Genomic DNA, 19,767 nt, shown 5'->3' with positions numbered 1-19,767 from the left:
ATTAGAGGTAGTTAACATAGCCTTCCATATGGGTGGGTATTTTGTATACTTTGTCATAACTAACTATGAATAGTGTTTGCATATCTTCACCTCCAAAGCCTACACTGACAGGAAACGAAGGCAAGTTGATTATTCCTATAAATGCTCCCTTTGAATCGAAAATCTGTACACCCAAATAAGTGGCTACATAAATATTTCCCATGGTATCAATAGCCATTCCATCCGCACTGGAGGATTTACCTTTACGGTTCAACACATTGCCCGTCAATCGTAGTTCTGCAAACTTTCGGCCATTTGAAATGGTACCATCTTCGTTCACGTCATAAGCCCAGACATAATTTTCCTTAGAGCTGTTTACGGGGTACCAAGATTCATCGTCGTAGCAATTGTTAATGTATAACGTTTTGCCGCCCGGGGACAATAATATTCCATTGGGCATGGCAAATTCATTGGGTTCCACCAACCTCGTGATTTCTCTATCGTGTGAGACATAATACACGGCTCTTCCGGGTTGAAACTTCTCCGCCTCCATGGTAAATTGGGGATCGGTAAAATAGATTCCTCCTTTGCTATCGGTGATAATATCGTTCGGGCCGTCTATGGGTTTTCCGTTGTATGAGTCCGCGATGACCTGTACGACTTCACCAGAGGTGGTCATTTCTACCACGCGATGTCCGATCATATCACAGACCAGCAAGTTTCCGTTTGTATAGGGATATAGGCCGTTGGCCTGCATTTTGCTCTCCATGATATTTCTGTAGGAACCATCGGGCTTTAGTTCTACAATAGAACTTCTTTCTGGGTCTGCGTTCCAATTCTGGTCAAAATACATATTGGAAAAATAGAGTTTGCCATCCATCCATTTGGGACCTTCACTAAACGTTAATGTCGGTTTTGTCTTTGAACCGTCAATGACCAACTCGGGCTTGGCATCCTTTGGAATAATTTGGTGATATTTTTCAAGTGCTGTCCTTTGCTTGGACAAATAGTATTCACGTACTGGCCAGAAGATATCCAATGCATCATAGCCTAATTCACCTGCAATCCCTGAATGTACCACGTTCCCTGGGACAAGGGCTATGTCACTTGGTTCCATATCCATCTCCTGATCTAGAACGGTTTCTTTAAGGCCTCCCCTGAGCAAATATGTTATTTGTTCCTCTGGGTGTATATGTGCCTGCGACTCTGTATTTTGGTCTGCAGAAACCAAGCTGAGTTGTATGTCGCCCGCAGAAACAAGTCTGGTATAGACACCTTTTGTAAGTTGTGTTAACTGTATATCATAAAAGTCGTACACTGTGTTGGGTTTAATCGTCGCTTGCACGTTGGAACTACTTTGTGGAATTTCGGAGGGAAGGTCGGAAATATCTAATTTTTCAAGATAATCCAACCGAATAGGGCTATAGACTTCCATAACCTTAGCACCGGTATTTCCTGCTATGATTTCACTTTTTCTTCCTTTTTCTTGAAAAATAAAATCCATTCTCGGAGTTCCACTGTGGGTGCCATCCGGCTCTTCGCGCTCCTTTGCTATCATTTGATGCTTCTGTCCATCACTTGCTAAGGCAAGGGATCCTTGGGAAAGTATAAGAAACCGGTCCGCGGGCAAAGCTTCCTCTGGTAGGGAAGCATTGGCTTGTAGTTCCAATACACTGACTAAATTTCCGTTTCCCCAGAAAAATTTGGCGGTTACACCGGGATATAGTAGGATACTATCCATATCCCCAAGGTGTTTAAGGGTACCCACTTTTAAATTAGACGCTACACCTGTGGAGGGTAGGTTGGGAATGTTTCTAATGGGGAGACCAAACTTTTGTATCAATTCGGAATTGCGCTTTTCCCATTCCGGTCTGTCAGAAGTGTTACAACCTAAAAGAAGTAGATTCAGGAAAACTACAAAAAGTGGTACGGTTGCAGGTCGATAATGTTTAAATGGCATGAGCAATTCGTTTTTAAAGGGTATTAAATAAAATGGTTTTTCAAAAATTTTGGTATATGTTATTCACTACGTCAAATGGTTTCAATTAACCTATCTTATTTTAAGATTCATACTTTGAAGGCAATCGATTTAATTTCAATTTTTGGACCTTTCTAACGTATAGTTGACAAAAGCATTGATTCCGAAGGTCCATTGCGGAATTTTATCCGCATAGTTCACCCAATTAATCAATTTACCCAATTTAGGTGCCGCAATAGTAACCTTGTCATTGGGTTTATGGGTAAAGCCCATCCCTTTTTTATCACGATCTAAAGTCGGCGCGAACATGGTACCACAGAACAGAACAAATCCATCCGGATATTGATGGTGCTCGCTTAAGACCTGTGCGACTAATTCTTCGGGAGACCTGCTAATTTCTCCCATGTCGGAGGAATCTTCCAATCGAAAGCCGTCCGAGCCCTCTATGGTCAAGGCTACTCTCGAGGTTTTAACGTCGTTTAAGGTAAAGCTATCATCGAACATTCGAAATAGCGGACCTATGGCGCAAGATCCATTTTGATCTTTGGCCTCACCCAATAGCAATGCACTTCGTCCTTCAAAATCCCTTAAGTTAACATCGTTACCCAAGGTTGCCCCTAAAATCTTGCCCGAATTTGAAACCACAAGTACTACCTCGGGTTCTGGATTGTTCCATCCTGAATCACTGTGTACCCCAACTTCAGAGCCGAAACCAACCGATGAAAAAGGTTGACCTTTTGTAAAAACTTCAGCATCCGGACCAATACCTACTTCTAAATATTGTGACCAAATTCCCCTTTTCTTCAATTCTTCCTTCAACTTCATGGCATGGGGTGATCCAGGCTTGACATTACTAAGTCCCTCCCCGATGGTTGAAGTGATTTCATCCCGTATTTGAAGTGCCAGTTGTGGTTCTCCTTTGGCTTTTTCTTCAATGACCCGTTCCAAAAGGCTTTGAATAAAGGTTACCCCACAAGCCTTAACAGCTTGTGTGTCATTAGGGGCCAATAAAAAGGGTTTGGCAGCGTCTTTTTGATAATGTATTGAGTTTTCCAAAAGCTCCTGTAATGAACATACCTCTGTAATGTTGGCGTCGTCCTCTTTTAGATATGACTTGTAATTGGGGGTATTGATTAATTCACTGGTGGACTTAAAATAATGGGATAAATCAAAAACCTTCTTTTGATGTACCCAGATTACATGAGGGCCTTCCACATTTCGGTAGGCCAATTTTTTAGGGATATAGCACCTTCCTATCCATGTGCCTTTTAGTCCCATCTTGGGAATTATTTCATTTATTTCCATATTTAAATTAAGTTGTTAAACATCATTTTTATAGGTATTCCATTTCTCAAGCAAGTAACAATTGTTCTTGAGGTATATTCTGGCAACCCATTAACCTTCCATAATTGATTCTTTAATATTGCTTTTCCAATGTATGTTGTGGCTTGGAAAATTGATGTTATAGCTAAATAGCATATTGACCTCTGTACTAAAATGGCATTTTACTTTAGTTCTTCCCAAGCTTTTCATTTCTTTTAACTAAGCTAATTTATGAGGCTATGAACGTATCAAAAAGCCTACAAGTTCAAATATATTAAGATGCTTATTTGTATTGATAGCGCTAACATTAATTCTGTTAAATAAACATTTTATTGTGAAAAAAATATCAAATTAATATATTAGCCATCTATTAAGTGTGAAATATACAATTATTTTAATACATTTAATATTTCTTAACAGTTCGTATTCTATACTTAAATAGGACACATGGGAATGATAAACGCTTTAGTTCTTGAAGAAATGTTTCTGAAACATTATCAGGAATGGTGTTTATTGTCATTTAGTTATGTTGGAAATATAGATGATTCCAAGGATGTTGTGCAGAATATTTTTATTAAACTTTTGCAGAAAGAATTTGATGCGCCTATTATCGACTTAAAAAAGTACATCAATACTTGTGTAAGAAATGAAAGTTTAAAAAGGATTGAAAAAAGGCAAAAAACATTTTCTCTTAAAAATTATACAACAGAGGTTTCTTCTTACGAAAACGAACTAATACGTTCTGAAATATCCGATACACTTTTCAGACATATTGATGCTTTACCGGACCATAGCAAAAAAGTATTTAAGCTCTGCGTTCTTGAAGGAATCAAGTATGAAAGTGCTGCAGAAATCATGGGAATTACCGTAAATACAGTAAAATACCACCTAAAGAAATCTTTTAAATTATTAAGGTTAAATTTAAAGGATGTGTATTTATGGTTCCTTTAAAATGACTAATTATCAAAAAAAATACACTTTTTTTGATAAATCCACTACCCGATTCTGATTTTGATAGGTCTTATTAATAGACAATGTTGTTTTGTCTATTAAAATAATAAGATTGATAACAGATATTATAGTTCGAAAAATTAAAGGTCGTTTAAACCAGGAAGAAGAAGTTCTTTTCGAGAAATGGCTGTCTGAGAAGAATGAAAATCTTCTGACCTTTAAAAGACTTCAGAAATTACATAAACTTAACGTACCTCTACCGGATATTGACCAATTGGATGCTCAAAAAGCATGGCAGTTGCTTATGGATGCAAAAAGAAAGCAACAAAAGAGTGGGTTTAGAATTTCGCGTCGAACACTTTTAAGATACGCCGCCATTTTCATAGGAATATTTGGTTGCTTTTTGGCTTACAGATCTTTTACAAGCGAGGCTGTTATAGTTGAGCCAATCGATCCAAATTCGATTACGTTGGAATTAGGGAATGGAAACACGCAAGTACTTACCAAGGAAGGTACTTTAAAGATTGTAAACGGTGCAGGAAAGGTTTTGGGTGAGAAAGTGGACGGTCTCGTGGACTATTCACAATCCAAATCGGAAAATAAAAATGATACGCCGTTAGAATATAATACACTGCGTATACCTCATGGCAAGACATTCAAAGTAGTGCTTTCGGATGGTACACTGGTACACTTGAATGCAGGATCTTCCTTAAAGTACCCCGTGCAATTTCAAAAAGACAAAAATAGAGAGGTCCTTCTAATAGGTGAGGGCTTTTTTGAAGTCACCAAAAACAAATCCAGCCCATTTATAGTTACCTCAGGAGGTGTGGATGTAAGGGTCTTGGGTACGAAATTCAACGTTACCTCTTATCCGGAAGACAAACACCAAAATACTGTTTTGGTGGAAGGTTCAGTTCGCATATATGAAACAGGTTCTCTTTATGATACGGAGAATTCCACCTTACTTTCTCCAGGATATAAAGCGGAATGGAATCCAGAAGCAAAAAAGATACAATTGGAAAAGGTGCCTACAGAACTATATACGGGTTGGATAAATGGTAAACTGATGATGAAGGAAATGGTCTTTTCAAATATTGTAAAAAGGCTTCAACGCCATTATAACGTAACCATAATCAGTGAGTATCAAGAATTGAATAATAGAGTTTTTACCGCCACTTTCGAAAAGGAATCCATTAAGGAAGTCTTGGAAACCTTTAAGCTGGAAACACCTTTTGATTATGTAATCAAAGGAGATCATATTCTTATAAAAAGACAATCAAAAACCGACAAGCCTATGGGTAAAGTTTAAAGAACAAAAATTAACCTACGGAACATACTCAATTCTGTAGGATAGACAGACTAAATCAATTAATAATCAACAATATGATATGAAAACTAAAGAACTATTTGGATCATTACGATCTAGTACCATGAAGATTGGTTTAAGGACCAAATTATGTACCCTCTTTTTTATCGCCATATTTATATCCGTTCAGGCGAGTACATTATCCCAAAAAACCAAAATGACCATTAACTTGGAAAATGTACCCACTTATAGGGTAATGGAAGAAATTGAGGCAACTACGGAATATAAGTTTCTCTTTGATGTCAATAAAGTGGACACATCGAGAAAGGTTTCCATAAAAGTTAAGGATTTAGCGCTCGAGAATGTACTTAAAGTGCTTTTCAACAACACTAATATAGACTTTATATTTAGTGGCAATCAAATAGTGCTAAAACCGAAGGCAGTACAAATTAGTAAGCCCAATGCTAACGAAAATAAGTCCGAAAAGGAAATAACTTCTGTTCAAGAAAGCGTTTCTGGAACTGTAACAGATAGTAATGGGCAACCAATTCCTGGAGTTTCGGTAGTTGAAAAGGGAACCTCAAACGGTGTTCCTACCGATTTTGATGGAAATTATACGATAACCCTAACACAGCCTAATGCCATTCTGGTATTTAGTTCGATTGGATTTTCTACCAAAGAAATAACCGTGGGCCAATCCAATGAAATAAATGTCGTCTTGGATGAAAATTTCGAGGGCTTGGACGAAGTGGTCGTAACTGGTCTAGGTATTAAAAGAGATGCCAAAAAACTGGGATATGCGGTCACCTCGGTAGATACAGAGGAGCTTACTAAAACCAGAACGGTAAATGCTATGGAGTCCTTGCAAGGTAAGGTTGCGGGCTTAAATATTAGCCCTCCATCAGCAGGAGCTGGTGCCAGTGTTCAAATTCGTTTGCGTGGTCAATCTGCGTTTGCAGGAGCAAGCAATTCACCATTATTTGTAATCAACGGTCTTCCTATAGATCAAGGTGCTAGAGGGGCCAATGGTCGTGATAATCAACGAGATCTAGGGGATAACCTTCAGAATCTTAATCCAGATGATATTGAAAGTATGACCGTACTTAAGGGGGCTACTGCCGCCGCTATTTATGGTGCAAGGGCAGCTAATGGTGCGGTAATCATAACAACAAAAACAGGTACCTTAAACCAAGGTATTGGTGTAGATTTCACATCAAGCATTACTACTTCGCATGCGTTGAATTTCTTAGATGAAATAAGACAAACGGAATATGGTCAGGGAACTGGTGGAATTCGGCCACAGACACAGGGAGAGGCCCAAGGTACGGGACAGTTTAGTTTTGGCGAAAGATTTGATGGAGCACCCACTGTCAATTTTGATGGTGTGTCTAGACCTTACTCGCCAAACCCATATCAACTCTACGATTTCTTAAGAACTGGAACAAACCTAACCAATACCGTTGGGTTTTCTGGAGGTAATGAGAAAGGAAGTTTCCGTGCTTCGTTTGCGAATACTTCCGCTAAGGGGATTCAACCGGCTAATGAATATGAGAAACGTATATTTAATGTAGGTATAAATTATAATGTTACAGAAAAGCTGAACATGCTTTTAAACGTTAACTATACTAACGAGGAGAATATCAATCCACCACAGATTGGTACACAAGGTCCCGGTGCCGTAGGTTTTTTCAATAGACTGGCTATCTCTACTCCTATAGAGGCATACCGAGAAAATGCTATTGACCCTGTTACAGGTGCAGAATTGCGTACCAACGGATTTTTAGGAACTATCAACAATCCCTATTACCAATTACAAAAAAATCAATTTTTCAATGATAATAGGAACCGTTTGTTGGGTACGGCTACTCTAAGATATCAATTTACGGACTGGCTTTACCTTCAAGGACGGTATAACTACGATTATGCTACCAATTTTACGGAGTGGAATGAGCTTAACGGTGCTGGGGCTACAACAACACTAGAAGGTGATACTGGGTTTTATAGAGGTCGTTATGACATTCAACAGACCCAAACGCGTGATGTAAACGCTGATTTCTTAATAGGTGCAAACAAGGAATTTGGAAAGTTTTCAGTTGATGCAAGTTTTGGAGGGAATACTTGGCGTTCTCAATTTCAAAGAAATGCCCAATATTCAAGATTATTTGTAGTACCTGATTTATATTCAATAAAAAACGGAACAAGTTTCGAAACTGACGAAGCCGCTTTTCAACCCTACCAGTTTAGCACGTTCAGAATCAATTCTCTTTACGGATTGGCTGAATTTGGATATGACAATCTTTTATATCTAAACTTTACGGGTAGACAAGATTGGTTCTCGGTGCTAAATCCAGAGGACAACAGTGTATTCTATCCTTCTGTTTCCGGTAGTCTTATCTTTTCTGAATTGATGAAAGAACAAAGTTGGTTGACTTATGGTAAATTAAGAGGTTCTTGGGCAGAAGTAGGTAGTGCCAATGGTGTGGGGACCTATGAGGGCATATTGAATTACAATATTAACCCACCATTTAATGGCCAGACCACTGCAGGGGTAGCAGGTAATTTTGCCCCAAATCCACTTTTACGACCTTTTACGGTTACGGAGAAAGAAATTGGTTTGGAAATGCGGATGTTTAACAGTCGCCTCCGCTTTGATATAGCGGCTTTTGATAAGGTGACCACCGATCAAGTACTGGATGTAACATTATCAAACGCATCAGGTTATGATAATTCAAAGCAAAACTTGGGATCCCTGAGGAATCGTGGATTGGAAACTTTGGTAGAAGTGGTGCCCATACAGACCGATGATTTCAGGTGGTCAAGTACATGGAACAACGCATATCTTTCTACGGAAGTATTGGATGTTGGAAATGATAGTGGTACACTTTTATTGATTTTCTTTAACGGAACCGGAAACGAGTTTCTTGGAGAGCTAAGATATACGGAAGGATTGCCAATGAACCAACTATATACCAGAACGTATAGAAGAAATGACAGTGGTCAGATTCTAGTGAACGATGATGGTAGATTATTGGCTACAAACGGTGATACGCCCGGAGCTGAAAACACAAATGGATTTTTGCCCGTTGGTTCTTCCATACCAAAACATGTAGGGGGTTGGAATAACAACTTTTCCTATAAAAACCTTAATTTCAGCTTTTTGATTGATTATAGGTTTGGTGGTACCATGTTATCATCCACGCATTTGAACATGACAAGGCAAGGACATTCCCAGTTTTCCCTTGAAGGTCGTAGAGAGGGAGAAAATGGTGTAATTGTACCTAATAGTGTATATGAAAGTAATGGACAGACCAATACCACCGCGGTAAGCAATTTGCAATCTTTTTATGCGGATTACCGTAACCTTCAAATTGGAGATCCATTTACCTTTAAATCTGATTTTATCAAGTTGAGAAGTATTTCATTATCCTATGACCTTACGGATATTGTTAGCAATATGGCGGATTTGAAGTTTGTAAAGGGATTGACTTTATCTGCTTCTTGTAGAAATGTAGCTATTCTTTATAAGGATATTCCAGGGCTTGATCCTGAAGCTATTCAGTCCTCGGGTGATTTTAGGGCCGGTTATGAAAATTCAGCGCTGCCTACCACCCGTAATTTTAATTTTAGTCTTAATGTTAAATTCTAGAACCATGAAAACGATACAACATATATTATCCATAGTTTTAGTCTGCCTCATTTTTCAAGGGTGCGACGAAGATTTTGTGGAAGTGAATACTAATCCTTATGCAGTTAATGAGGTAGATCCGGCACTGTTGTTTGCGGGAGCACAAAGAAGTCATTTAGGAACTTGGGCAGCGGAACATACCATTGTACAACATTTTGTAATTCCTTACAATCAGGGAGCTACTCTGGGTTTTAACTTTAATGAGGACATTGATGGGGTGAACAATCCCAAATGGAATGATTCATACCCTTCTGTAATACGAAACTTGGTACAGGCTACAAATTTGCTCGGTGAGGATACTGACCGTGTCAACTTATTAAGTATGATTCGAATTTGGAAGGCCCAAGTTTTCATGGGGGTCGTGGATACTTATGGCGACGTGCCTTATTCAGAGGCTGGAAAGGCGGTCAGTGATATCATTTACTTTCCATCTTATGATGATGATGAGGACATTTATGATGATTTGTACAATGAGATAACAAGTGCGGTTGCATCTCTTAATGCCAGTGGTGATTTCGTTTCGGATGATCTTTTTTATGGAAGCAATGGTAGTCAACCTACAAACTCTGCTTCGGCACAAGTTGAAAAATGGAGAAAACTTGGAAATTCTTTATTGTTGAGACTGGGTATGCGATATTCAAAAGTTAATCCATCCAGGGCAGAATCCATTGTATCCGAAGCGTTCTCCGGAGGAGTTATGACATCAAATGCCGATAATGCATATGTCAAATATGATGGTAACGTTTATACCTGGGGAGACAATAATCAGCTCCGTAATTTTTCGTTTTTCAATTATGCTGCGGAGCCTTTAGTTGACCAATTGAAGTCAACTAATGATCCAAGAGGCAAATATATGATTGCCACATTTGAAGATCCGGGGGCAGTGGCCAACGAAACGAATCCAAATACCAATTTGGACAATCAATTTGGTGTTCCAATTGGTGTTTCAGATTTGCAATTATCGGACACATCCCTTGGGTACAGAGGGCCCAAAGGAACTGGTCTTGACTATAGTCAGATTAATGTATTCGCAGCTGCATCCCCTGCGGCACCGGCATTTTATGTAACCTTTGGGCAGACATCCTTGTTACTGGCAGAAGCTGCCTTTAGAGGTTGGATCTCTGGGGGTGCCCAAGCGTATTATGAGGAAGGTATCAGGGCCAATATGGATATTTATTCGTTATACCCCAATACGGAGCCCATACCAACGTCTGAAGTAGATGCTTATTTAGCCGAACCTGAAGTTACCTATGATGCTTCCAATGCTTTGGAACTTATAAATACTCAATATTGGTTGACTAACTTTCGTAATGGAACCGAAGCCTTTGCCAATGTTAGAAGAAGTGGATTCCCTGATTTAGCTCGTAATGACTTTAATGATAATTTACTTGCAAACGGTGGAGATGGTTATGTGCACAGAATGACGTACCCCGATCGTGAGGGTTCTGCCAACTCAGATAGTTACACTGCAGCAGTCTCTGCTATAGGGGGAGACAATCTGGTTTCCAGGGTATTCTGGGATGTGGAATAAAAGAATTAATTTAATGGGATAATTTATGAGCTAAATACTTGAAATCCCTAATTAAATTATAATGGAAAACACACTGCAAAAACTAATATCGAAATTTAAAAAGGAGGAAGAAACTTTCTTGGCGCTTAGACGTAAAGAAGTGGAAAACCCTAAAACCACGGACGAAAGAAGAAACTTCTTAAAGAAGACGGCCTTGGGAGGTATTGCCATGACCGGAATGATGGGTCTTGGTATAGAGGATACCATAGCCCAAACAACTTCCAAGGTAAGTAGAATGTCCGCCCCTTCAGAGTTGAAGATTACCGATATGCGCTATGCCTTGACCAATGTTATGGGGGGTACGGCCATTATTAAAATCGAGACCAATCAAGGTATTTATGGTCTTGGAGAGGTAAGGGACGCAGCGGATGTTCGGTATGCCCTGTTTCTCAAGAGCCGCATTTTAGGCAAAAATCCTTGTAATGTAGAAAAGATATTCAAAAGCATTAAACAATTTGGCGGACCTGCTCGACAAGCAGGCGGTGTTTGTGCTGTTGAAATGGCGCTATGGGATATATGTGGGAAGGCTTATAATGTTCCGGCTTGGCAATTGCTGGGAGGTAGATATAGGGATAAGGTTAGGTTATACGCGGATACTCCAGAAGCATCGTCTCCAGAAGAACAAAAAAGATTAATTGACTTCAGGGTAAATGAGCAAGGTTACACTTGGCTAAAAATGGATGTTTCCATAGGCGAACTAAAAGGTAAGCCGGGCACGGTAGTAAATGGTAAATTTTGGGAAGATGAAAAGGGAAATTTGAACCAATGGGGGGACCGGCGAAATTTTATGAGTTATGGGAATACCATGCATCCTTTTACCCAAATTCAAATTACGGATAAAGGTCTGGAAGAATTACAGCAAGTGGTGGAGGATGTTCGCAATATGGTCGGTTATGAAATCCCCATCTCCACAGATCATTATGGCCATTTTGATTTGAACAACAATATCCGCCTCGCCGAGGCTTTGGAAAAATATCGCTTGGCCTGGTTTGAGGATATGGTTCCTTGGCAATATACTGAGCAATGGAAGACGATTACGAATTCTATAGAGACACCAACGACCACAGGGGAAGATATTTATCTACTAAAAGATTTCAAACCTTTGATTGAGCAGCGTGCTGTGGATATCGTTCATCCCGATTTAGCCTCCTCCGGAGGGCTTTTGGAAACGAAGCGGATTGGTGACTATGCGGAAGAGTACGGTATCGCCATGGCGATGCACCAGGCGGGTACTCCGGTTTCTTTTATGGCCAATGTACATTGTGCTGCGGCTACCCAAAACTTTTTGGCCTTGGAGCATCACTCTGTCGATGTGCCTTGGTGGGAAAGTTTAGTGAAAACGGTCGGAGGTTACAAAATGATTGATAAAGGTTTTGCCACCGTACCACTAATCGCTCCAGGTTTAGGAATCGAGTTGGATGAAGAAGTGGTCAAAGCCCATTTGCATCCTTCGGATAAGACTTTCTTTAAATCTACCGAAGAATGGAACGAATTAAGATCACATGATAGAACGTATAGTTAATAAGATTTTCCAGACACATTTAAGTGTTTAAAATATGAATATTTGAACGTGTTTTTGGAAGCAAGATTTTATGTTAGTTTGAGTTAGTTTGAGTTAGGCATGTGAACTCCCTTAATAATGAGGGAGTTCCTTGCCTTACTTAATATTATTGGCTAAATTTTTAAAAAATTTAAACAACAAAAGCTTTAATAGAACCAAAAATGAAAAATTTAAGGATAGGAATTGCCCTAATCTGCTTAGTTCTCGGGTATGAGGGTATCTCCCAGGGGGTAACGGGCTCAGCCGAATATATTAAGGAACTCACCTCAGAATGGAAAGGAGAGCGCTTCAAGGATGGGAGGCCCAAAGTCTCGGATGCCCTTTTGAAAAGAATGAAAAATATTCAGATAGAAGAAGCATGGGGATACCTACGAAGAAAAGGGTACAATAATCAGTATGAAGGGGAATGGGAAATTATACACCCAGATAGTGTTATGACTGGGCGAGTAGTAACAGCACAATACATGCCATTAAGACCCGACTATCAAAAATTAATAAAATTAAAGGGAGCCAAAGAAAATAGGGATACCATAGGCGGAAGTAATTCATGGCCGATCCAACAATTGGTTCCAGGGGATGTATACGTTGCAGATGGCTACGGAAGAATTGTTGATGGTACATTAATAGGATCCAATTTGGGAAATGCCATTTATACCAATTCCAAGAACGGGGTCATATTTGATGGCGGAGTTAGGGATGTAGCCGGGCTTTTGGATATTGAAGGTTTCAATGGATGGCACAAAGGGGCCGACCCATCTTATCTGCAAGAGCAAATGCTAACGGACATCAATGTACCCATTAGAATCGGTAGGGCTACGGTATTGCCGGGAGATGTGGTCTTGGCAAACAGACATGGTACAGTCTTTATACCGTCATACTTGGCCTCCGAATTGGTGCTTTCTTCGGAAATCGTTGGTTTAAGGGACCTTTTTGGATTCCAAAGATTACGTGAAAAAAAATATACAGCAGGCCAAATCGATACTCGATGGACCGATGAGATCAATGCTGATTTTGAAAAATGGTTAAAATCCTATCCAGATAGCAAACTGCCCATGACCAGAAAGGAACTAAACGATTATATGGCATCTAAAAATAATTAATAATCAATACGATTAAAAAATGAACAATAAGAAATCCATTAAGTTACCAAAGCCAATAAGAATAGTAGTACTGATTACCTTGGTCAGCATCTCCTGTTTTTTGTCTTTATCAGCACAAAGCAATGATAAAAATGTTGCCAAAATAGAGAATTCGGTCACAGAACTATATAAGGCAATGGTAGATAAGGATAAAACCATATTGCAGGACCTGACAATGGATAAATTAACCTATGGCCATTCTAGTGGTACTATAGAAAATAAGGCTGAATATGTAGATGGCGTACTGAACGGGGCATTCCAGTTTACGGAAATTACGCCTATGGATCAAACCATTTCTATCGTTGATAAAGTGGGTGTTGTTAGGCATATTTTCGTTGCTAAAGGAACAAACAATGGTAAGCCGGCAGATGTTCGGATTGGCTGTCTTTTGATTTTTAAAAAAGAAGGTCGATGGAAATTATTGGCAAGACAAGCATATAAACTTTAAACCGTATACTCTTGGGAAAACTAAATATCTATTCAATTTCTTTAGGCTTGGCTGGCCTTTTGTTTCTAGTAATTATCGGTATGATTTTGACGGGAAACATAGACAAAGCCGGACTCTTTGTTCTTGGTTTCTTTGCACTATTGGCACTTGGTTTCAATGGCTATGAAAAAATGAAGGGGTTAATATTTACCACTATGATTTTCGCGGGTGTTGCCGCAGCTTTATACTACCCTTCCTATTTTACCAATTTTGGTGATTTTAAGTACACGGTTTTGATTATACCTTTAATACAGGTAATCATGTTCGGTATGGGAACTACAATGAGTATTAAAGATTTTGCCGCGGTATTTCAATCGCCCAAGGGAGTTCTTATTGGGGTTTCGGCACAATTGATCGTAATGCCTATAGTGGGCTATTGTTTGGCCCAAATAAGTAATTTTCCACCTGAAATTGCGGCCGGTATTGTACTTATCGGGTGTTCGCCCAGTGGTGTAGCATCCAATGTAATGGCATTTTTGGCCAATGCTAATGTTGCCCTTTCTATTACTATTACTTCATTAGCCACATTACTCGCACCTTTTTTAACACCTTTAATGATGAAGTTATTTGCTGGCGAATTCATTGAGATTGATGTTCTGGCAATGATGTGGAGTATCGTTAAAATGATAATTATACCCATTGGTGCCGGACTACTTTTCAATAGGATATTCGGTAAAAGCGTCAAATGGTTAGGTAAGGCTATGCCTTTAATTTCCATGCTGGCCATTGGTCTAATAATTACAATAATTACGGCAGCGGGTAGGGACAGCCTGTTGGAAATTGGAGGAATTTTAATGGTTCTTGTGCTTGTGCATAACTTTTTCGGCTATTTACTGGGATACTGGTATGCCAGACTGTTCCGTATGACGGAAGAGGATTCAAGAACAATTGCCATTGAAGTAGGTATGCAGAACGCGGGTCTGGCCTCTGGTATTGCCAACAGTCTTGGCAAAATTGCTACTATGGGATTGGCTCCTGCAGTTTTCGGACCGTTGATGAACATAACGGGTTCTATACTTGCCTCGTATTGGCACGGAAAGCCCACGGAGATAGAATCTAAAGTTTTGGAAACTAATTAAAGGAAATAATTAAATCATATTAACAATAATCGAAAGAACCAATGAAAAATTCAAGAAGATCTTTTATATCAAAATCACTAATGGCCGGTGCCGGTTTGGGTATGGTTTCAAGTACCTATGGTAACGAGTATGTAACGGCTATTGACAAAAACCCTAAGCTTTCTGCACCCTCGGATTTAAAGATTACGGATGTAAAATGTGGTTTTATTCGCCGTGGTAGTGGTCTGTTTGTGAAAATACATACCAATCAGGGAATTTATGGTTGTGGAGAGGGGGTGGATGCAGTACCCGGTACCTACCACCTGGTCAAAAGAATGGGCTTTTTTCTAAGGGACAAAAGTCCGTTCAATGTTCATAAAATATTTGAAGATATTCGCCGTGCAGGTCATTTCGGAGGTGCGCAGTCAGGTACTTACGTAGCTGTTCTTTCTGCTATAGAAACTGCTTTATGGGATTTGGCGGGCAAAGCTTTGGACTTGCCTGTTTATAAATTATTAGGTGGAAAATTTAGGGATAAGGTAAGGGTATATTGTGACACTGCCTTGTATCGTGTTCGTTTCCCGTCACCGGACGATTTTGCCACTGCGGCCAAGGATGCCATAAGCAACTGGGGCTTTAACGCACTGAAGTTTGATTTGGACTATGCCAGTGACCCGGATAAATATGACCGTTATAATTGGACCGCTAGTCCTGGGGAAATCATAAGAATGTATGACCAACTTGCTGCAGTAAGGGAAGCCGTTGGCCCAAAAATAGACCTTTGTGTTGATATGCATGGGCGATATGATCATGTTACGGCCCAGACCATTGCAAAAAAGGTGGAAGATTTAAACCTGACTTGGTTGGAGGAACCAATTCCTGCTGAAAATTTTGATGCCTTTAAAACCCTTACCGAAGAAACCAGTACTCCAATTTCTGCAGGAGAAAATGTGTATCTAGGTCATGGATTTAAACAGTTGTTGGACAATGGCGTAGATATTATTATGCCAGACCTTCAAAAATGTGGAGGTCTTGGTGAAGGTCAACGTATAGCGAACTTAGCTAATCTGTACTATGTTCCCTTCTCACCGCATATGGTTGCTTCTTTCTTGGGTGCCATGGCTTGCGCACATGTTTGTGTCACTGTGCCCAATTTCCATTTAATGGAATGGCAATCCTATTTCCATACCGACCCGATGTTTAAGGAAATCGTTACGTATGACGAGGGGGACTGGGTTAAGGATAGTTTTGTTACCGTTTCAGAAAAACCAGGTATTGGAGTAGACATCAATGAAGATGCCATGCGAAAATATGCTCCGGAAGGAATACCGTTTTTTGAATAATTAATAACACATTAAATAGAGACGATTATGTTACGAAAAAAGTATATGCTCATAGTGGTTCTTGTCGGTCTGGCAACCCAGATGATGGGGCAACAGATTAGTAAGGAAGAACTGATATTTTTAACTCCCCAATGGACGGGAGAACGTTTTGATGATGGTAGGCCCAAAGTGTCTGATGCACTTTTGGAAAGAATGAAATCTGTTAGCGTTGAGGAAGCTTGGGCTGTTATGAAGAATGAAGGGTACAGATATCAAATTGCCGAAGGTTGGAAAATGATCAATCCGGATAGCGTACTTGTAGGGCGTGCGGTTACGGCAACCTTTATGCCAGGTCGGCCCGATGTATGGAAAGCCATCGATGATCGAGGAAAGGCCCAGGGAAAGCGAGGACAGAATACGTGGCCCGTAGATATTTTGGTGAAGGGCGATGTGTATGTGGCCGATCAATTTGGCGCGGACAAGGATGGTCCTACTATAGGTGATAACGTGGGCAATGCCATATATGCCAAATCTGGAAACGGGATTGTTTATGATGGTGCACTAAGGGATGTAGAGGGACTCATGGAAATAGGTGGTTTTACCTCTTATTATACTAGTTATGATGCTTCACACCATAATCCACCAGGGGATTTGAATACGATGCTCATCGGAATCAATCAACCTACTAGGATTAGGACGGTAACCGTAATGCCCGGCGATGTAGTACTAGGTAAAATGGGAGTGGTAACCTTTATACCTCCACATTTAGCGGAGAAAGTAGCCACCGTTTCCGAAGTCGTTCGTTTACGGGACATGTTCGGACACCTACGCATCAAGGAAGGTGTCTATACCGCAGGGCAGATTGATACGCGTTGGGCCGATGAAATTGAAAAGGATTTTAGCAAATGGCTGAACGAGCATATTGATGATCTCCCCGTATCTAGGGAACAGATTCAAGAAATCTTAAAAAAACGCACGTGGTAAGTTAATATAGACATCAAGAGGGTATTTTTAAGATAAAACTATTTTAAAAATCTATTCCTTACTTTCATGAAAATCAGATAGGATTCATATTTTTTTTGTCCAATTGATATGGGAAGTAGGAAAATTGATGTACAATGTAATTGATTTGAAGAACATGTAACTATGGAAAACCAAAGAAGAATTTTCATCAAAAAAGCCGGGATAATAGGTGCTGCAACGGCGTTTTCACCAAACGTATTATTATCGGCTACGGATTCTAAAAAAGAGAAATTAGGGGTGGCCCTAGTTGGATTGGGTTATTATAGCACTGACCTTTTGGCCCCAGCATTGCAATTGACCAAAAATTGTGAATTAAAGGGGATTGTTACGGGAAGCCCGGAGAAAATTCCAATATGGCAGGAAAAGTATGGCATCGAGGATAAGAACGTCTATAACTATGGTAATTTTGACTCCATTTCCAATAACCCGGACATTGATGTTATCTATGTCGTGTTGCCTCCTGCCATGCATGCGGAGTATACCATACGTGCTGCCAACACAGGAAAACATGTATGGTGCGAAAAACCTATGGCACCTTCTGTAGCTGAATGTGAAGCCATGATCAAAGCATGTAACGACAATAAGGTAAAACTGACTATAGGGTATCGATGTCAGCACGACACAAACATACAGGCTTACATGAACGTTGCCAAGGAACACCCTTTTGGAAAGGTGAAAATGGTCACTTCCGCTGCTGGGTATTTTGATGGTAGAACAAACCATTGGAAACAGAACAAGGCTTTGGGAGGCGGTGCAATGGGGGATATGGGTGTTTACGCCTTACAAGGAGCCAGGCTGGCCACTGGAGAAGAACCCATTTCCGTTCTGGCACAAGCTTCCACTACACGACCTGAAATTTATCACGAAGTGGAAGAGACCATGATGTTTCAATTAGAATTTCCGAGTGGTGCCAGGGCTTCCTGTCAAACCAGTTTTGGGATAAACATGAACCATCTACAGGTCAATTATGAAAAAGGATGGCTCAAAATGGAGCCCCATTCTTCCTATAATGGCAACAGCGGCAGTATGTCCGACGGTACCATAATTAATTTTCCCATAGAAAACCAACAGGCAAAACAAATGGATGAAGATGCATGGGCCATAATGAACCAACAATCTTTATTAGTTCCCGGAGAGGAAGGCTTGCGTGATATTAGGGTCGTGGAGGCAATTTACAAGTCGGCAAATCAAAACTGTGCTGTAAAAATATAATCATTAGGGTTTGTGGCATTAATTTGCTTTAAACCCTATGCTTTCTTGTTGGCTGAAATATGAACTTCCATATGAAATCCGACAAAATATAATGGTATATTGGATTGAAGTTTTTGGTATGTGGATGGTTTGCTATATACTAAAGAAAAATACAATTGATGAAATATATAGTCTGCGAGGAGCCCAACCATTTTGTATTGAACGAAAAGGATGTCCCGATAAGAAAAAAAGGGGAAGCCTTACTAAAAGTTCACCGTGTAGGAATATGCGGCACTGATCTACATGCGTATAAGGGTAACCAGGCATTTTTTAAATATCCACGGATACTGGGGCATGAACTTGCCGCGGAAGTATTGGAAATAGGAGAAAATAAACAAGGCCTGAAAGTTGGAGACCATGTAATCATTATGCCCTATGTTAGTTGCGGTACTTGTGTAGCCTGCAAAAATGGTAAAACGAACTGCTGTACAAACATTAACGTGCTAGGCGTCCATGTAGATGGTGGAATGCAAGAAATGATTAGCGTTCGAACCGATTTGTTAATTCCGGCAGGAAATCTCTCCTTTAATCAAATGGCTATCATTGAACCTTTGGCCATTGGGGCTCATGCCCTTAGAAGGGCAGGGGTACAAAAAGGAGAATCTGTTGTTGTAATCGGTTGTGGTCCCATCGGTATTGGTTTAATGAAACTTGCACAAATAATTGGCGCAAACGTAATTGCCTTGGATGTCAATAGAGACCGATTAAACTATGCAAAGAATGAAATAGGGGTAGCCCATACTTTGCATGTTCAAGAGAATCCACAAGGAAAAATAGCGGAAATCACTAACGGGGATATGGCAACTTCCGTTTTTGATGCAACTGGAAACCGCAAGGCCTTAGAGACGGGTATCGATTATATGTCGCACGGGGGCAGATACGTTTTAGTAGGACTTTCCAAAGGGGAGTTGACCTATAGTCACCCGCAAATCCATGCTAAGGAAACTTCACTTTTGTGCAGTAGAAATGCAACGTTGGAGGATTTTAAGTTTGTAATAGAACATATAAAGGAATTTCCGACCGATACTTTTGTAACACATGAAGTACATTTTTCGGAAATGATAGCAAATTTTGATTCTTGGTTACTTCCGGAAACGGGTGTTGTAAAGGCGATGGTCACTTTTGACTGAAATA

General features: G+C 40.0%; 14 protein-coding genes. 12 read left to right on the top strand and 2 right to left on the bottom strand.

Annotation, left to right across the window (positions count from 1 at the left end; translation table 11 throughout):
* Position 1: 1 nt before the first annotated feature.
* Both PP182_RS02010 and PP182_RS02005 read right to left on the bottom strand, forming a co-directional pair.
* Complete coding sequence (locus PP182_RS02010) at positions 2–1,939, bottom strand: SMP-30/gluconolactonase/LRE family protein (protein ID WP_272649656.1); 1,938 nt, start codon at positions 1,937–1,939, stop codon at positions 2–4.
* A 135-nt stretch (positions 1,940–2,074) separates the two neighbouring features.
* The gene (locus tag PP182_RS02005) at positions 2,075–3,262 is read right to left on the bottom strand and encodes a fumarylacetoacetate hydrolase family protein (RefSeq protein ID WP_272649655.1); all 1,188 of its coding nucleotides are present in this window, start codon (positions 3,260–3,262) and stop codon (positions 2,075–2,077) included.
* 465 nt (positions 3,263–3,727) lie between these two features.
* On the opposite strand from PP182_RS02005, the gene PP182_RS02000 reads away from it, so the two are divergent.
* The 12 genes from PP182_RS02000 to PP182_RS01945 all read left to right on the top strand — a co-directional run bounded on the left by PP182_RS02000 (position 3,728) and on the right by PP182_RS01945 (position 19,763).
* Complete coding sequence (locus PP182_RS02000; protein WP_272649654.1) at positions 3,728–4,231, top strand: RNA polymerase sigma factor; 504 nt, start codon at positions 3,728–3,730, stop codon at positions 4,229–4,231.
* 112 nt (positions 4,232–4,343) lie between these two features.
* On the top strand, positions 4,344–5,540 hold the full coding sequence (locus PP182_RS01995; protein WP_272649653.1) for a FecR family protein: 1,197 nt from the start codon (positions 4,344–4,346) through the stop codon (positions 5,538–5,540).
* Between the two features lie 79 nt (positions 5,541–5,619).
* Positions 5,620–9,183: a SusC/RagA family TonB-linked outer membrane protein gene (locus PP182_RS01990; protein ID WP_272649652.1), complete on the top strand. Its 3,564-nt coding sequence runs from the start codon at positions 5,620–5,622 to the stop codon at positions 9,181–9,183.
* A gap of 4 nt (positions 9,184–9,187) precedes the next feature.
* On the top strand, positions 9,188–10,753 hold the full coding sequence (locus PP182_RS01985) for a SusD/RagB family nutrient-binding outer membrane lipoprotein (protein ID WP_272649651.1): 1,566 nt from the start codon (positions 9,188–9,190) through the stop codon (positions 10,751–10,753).
* A gap of 61 nt (positions 10,754–10,814) precedes the next feature.
* Positions 10,815–12,314 carry a mandelate racemase/muconate lactonizing enzyme family protein gene (locus PP182_RS01980; protein ID WP_272649650.1) on the top strand — a complete coding sequence of 500 codons (1,500 nt, stop codon included), beginning with the start codon at positions 10,815–10,817 and terminating at the stop codon, positions 12,312–12,314.
* Positions 12,315–12,514: 200 nt separating this feature from the next.
* Positions 12,515–13,453, top strand: a complete 939-nt coding sequence (locus PP182_RS01975; protein ID WP_272649649.1) for an RraA family protein — start codon at positions 12,515–12,517, stop codon at positions 13,451–13,453.
* A 19-nt stretch (positions 13,454–13,472) separates the two neighbouring features.
* The gene (locus tag PP182_RS01970; protein ID WP_272649648.1) at positions 13,473–13,940 is read left to right on the top strand and encodes a nuclear transport factor 2 family protein; all 468 of its coding nucleotides are present in this window, start codon (positions 13,473–13,475) and stop codon (positions 13,938–13,940) included.
* An 11-nt stretch (positions 13,941–13,951) separates the two neighbouring features.
* Positions 13,952–15,058: a bile acid:sodium symporter family protein gene (locus PP182_RS01965; RefSeq protein WP_272649647.1), complete on the top strand. Its 1,107-nt coding sequence runs from the start codon at positions 13,952–13,954 to the stop codon at positions 15,056–15,058.
* 41 nt (positions 15,059–15,099) lie between these two features.
* Positions 15,100–16,380 (top strand): mandelate racemase/muconate lactonizing enzyme family protein, encoded by a 1,281-nt coding sequence (locus PP182_RS01960; RefSeq protein WP_272649646.1) that lies wholly within the window; start codon positions 15,100–15,102, stop codon positions 16,378–16,380.
* A 27-nt stretch (positions 16,381–16,407) separates the two neighbouring features.
* Entirely contained in the window at positions 16,408–17,343 is a 936-nt protein-coding gene (locus tag PP182_RS01955; RefSeq protein ID WP_272649645.1) for an RraA family protein, read from the top strand.
* Positions 17,344–17,505: 162 nt separating this feature from the next.
* The gene (locus tag PP182_RS01950; protein ID WP_272649644.1) at positions 17,506–18,594 is read left to right on the top strand and encodes a Gfo/Idh/MocA family protein; all 1,089 of its coding nucleotides are present in this window, start codon (positions 17,506–17,508) and stop codon (positions 18,592–18,594) included.
* A gap of 158 nt (positions 18,595–18,752) precedes the next feature.
* Positions 18,753–19,763 (top strand): zinc-binding alcohol dehydrogenase family protein, encoded by a 1,011-nt coding sequence (locus PP182_RS01945; RefSeq protein ID WP_272649643.1) that lies wholly within the window; start codon positions 18,753–18,755, stop codon positions 19,761–19,763.
* Positions 19,764–19,767: the final 4 nt, after the last annotated feature.

It is taken from the genome of Maribacter sp. PR1 (genome assembly GCF_028464145.1).
Taxonomy (GTDB): domain Bacteria; phylum Bacteroidota; class Bacteroidia; order Flavobacteriales; family Flavobacteriaceae; genus Maribacter.
Note: the sequence above shows the minus strand (reverse complement) of the source record. Positions and strands in the feature narration are given on the sequence as shown.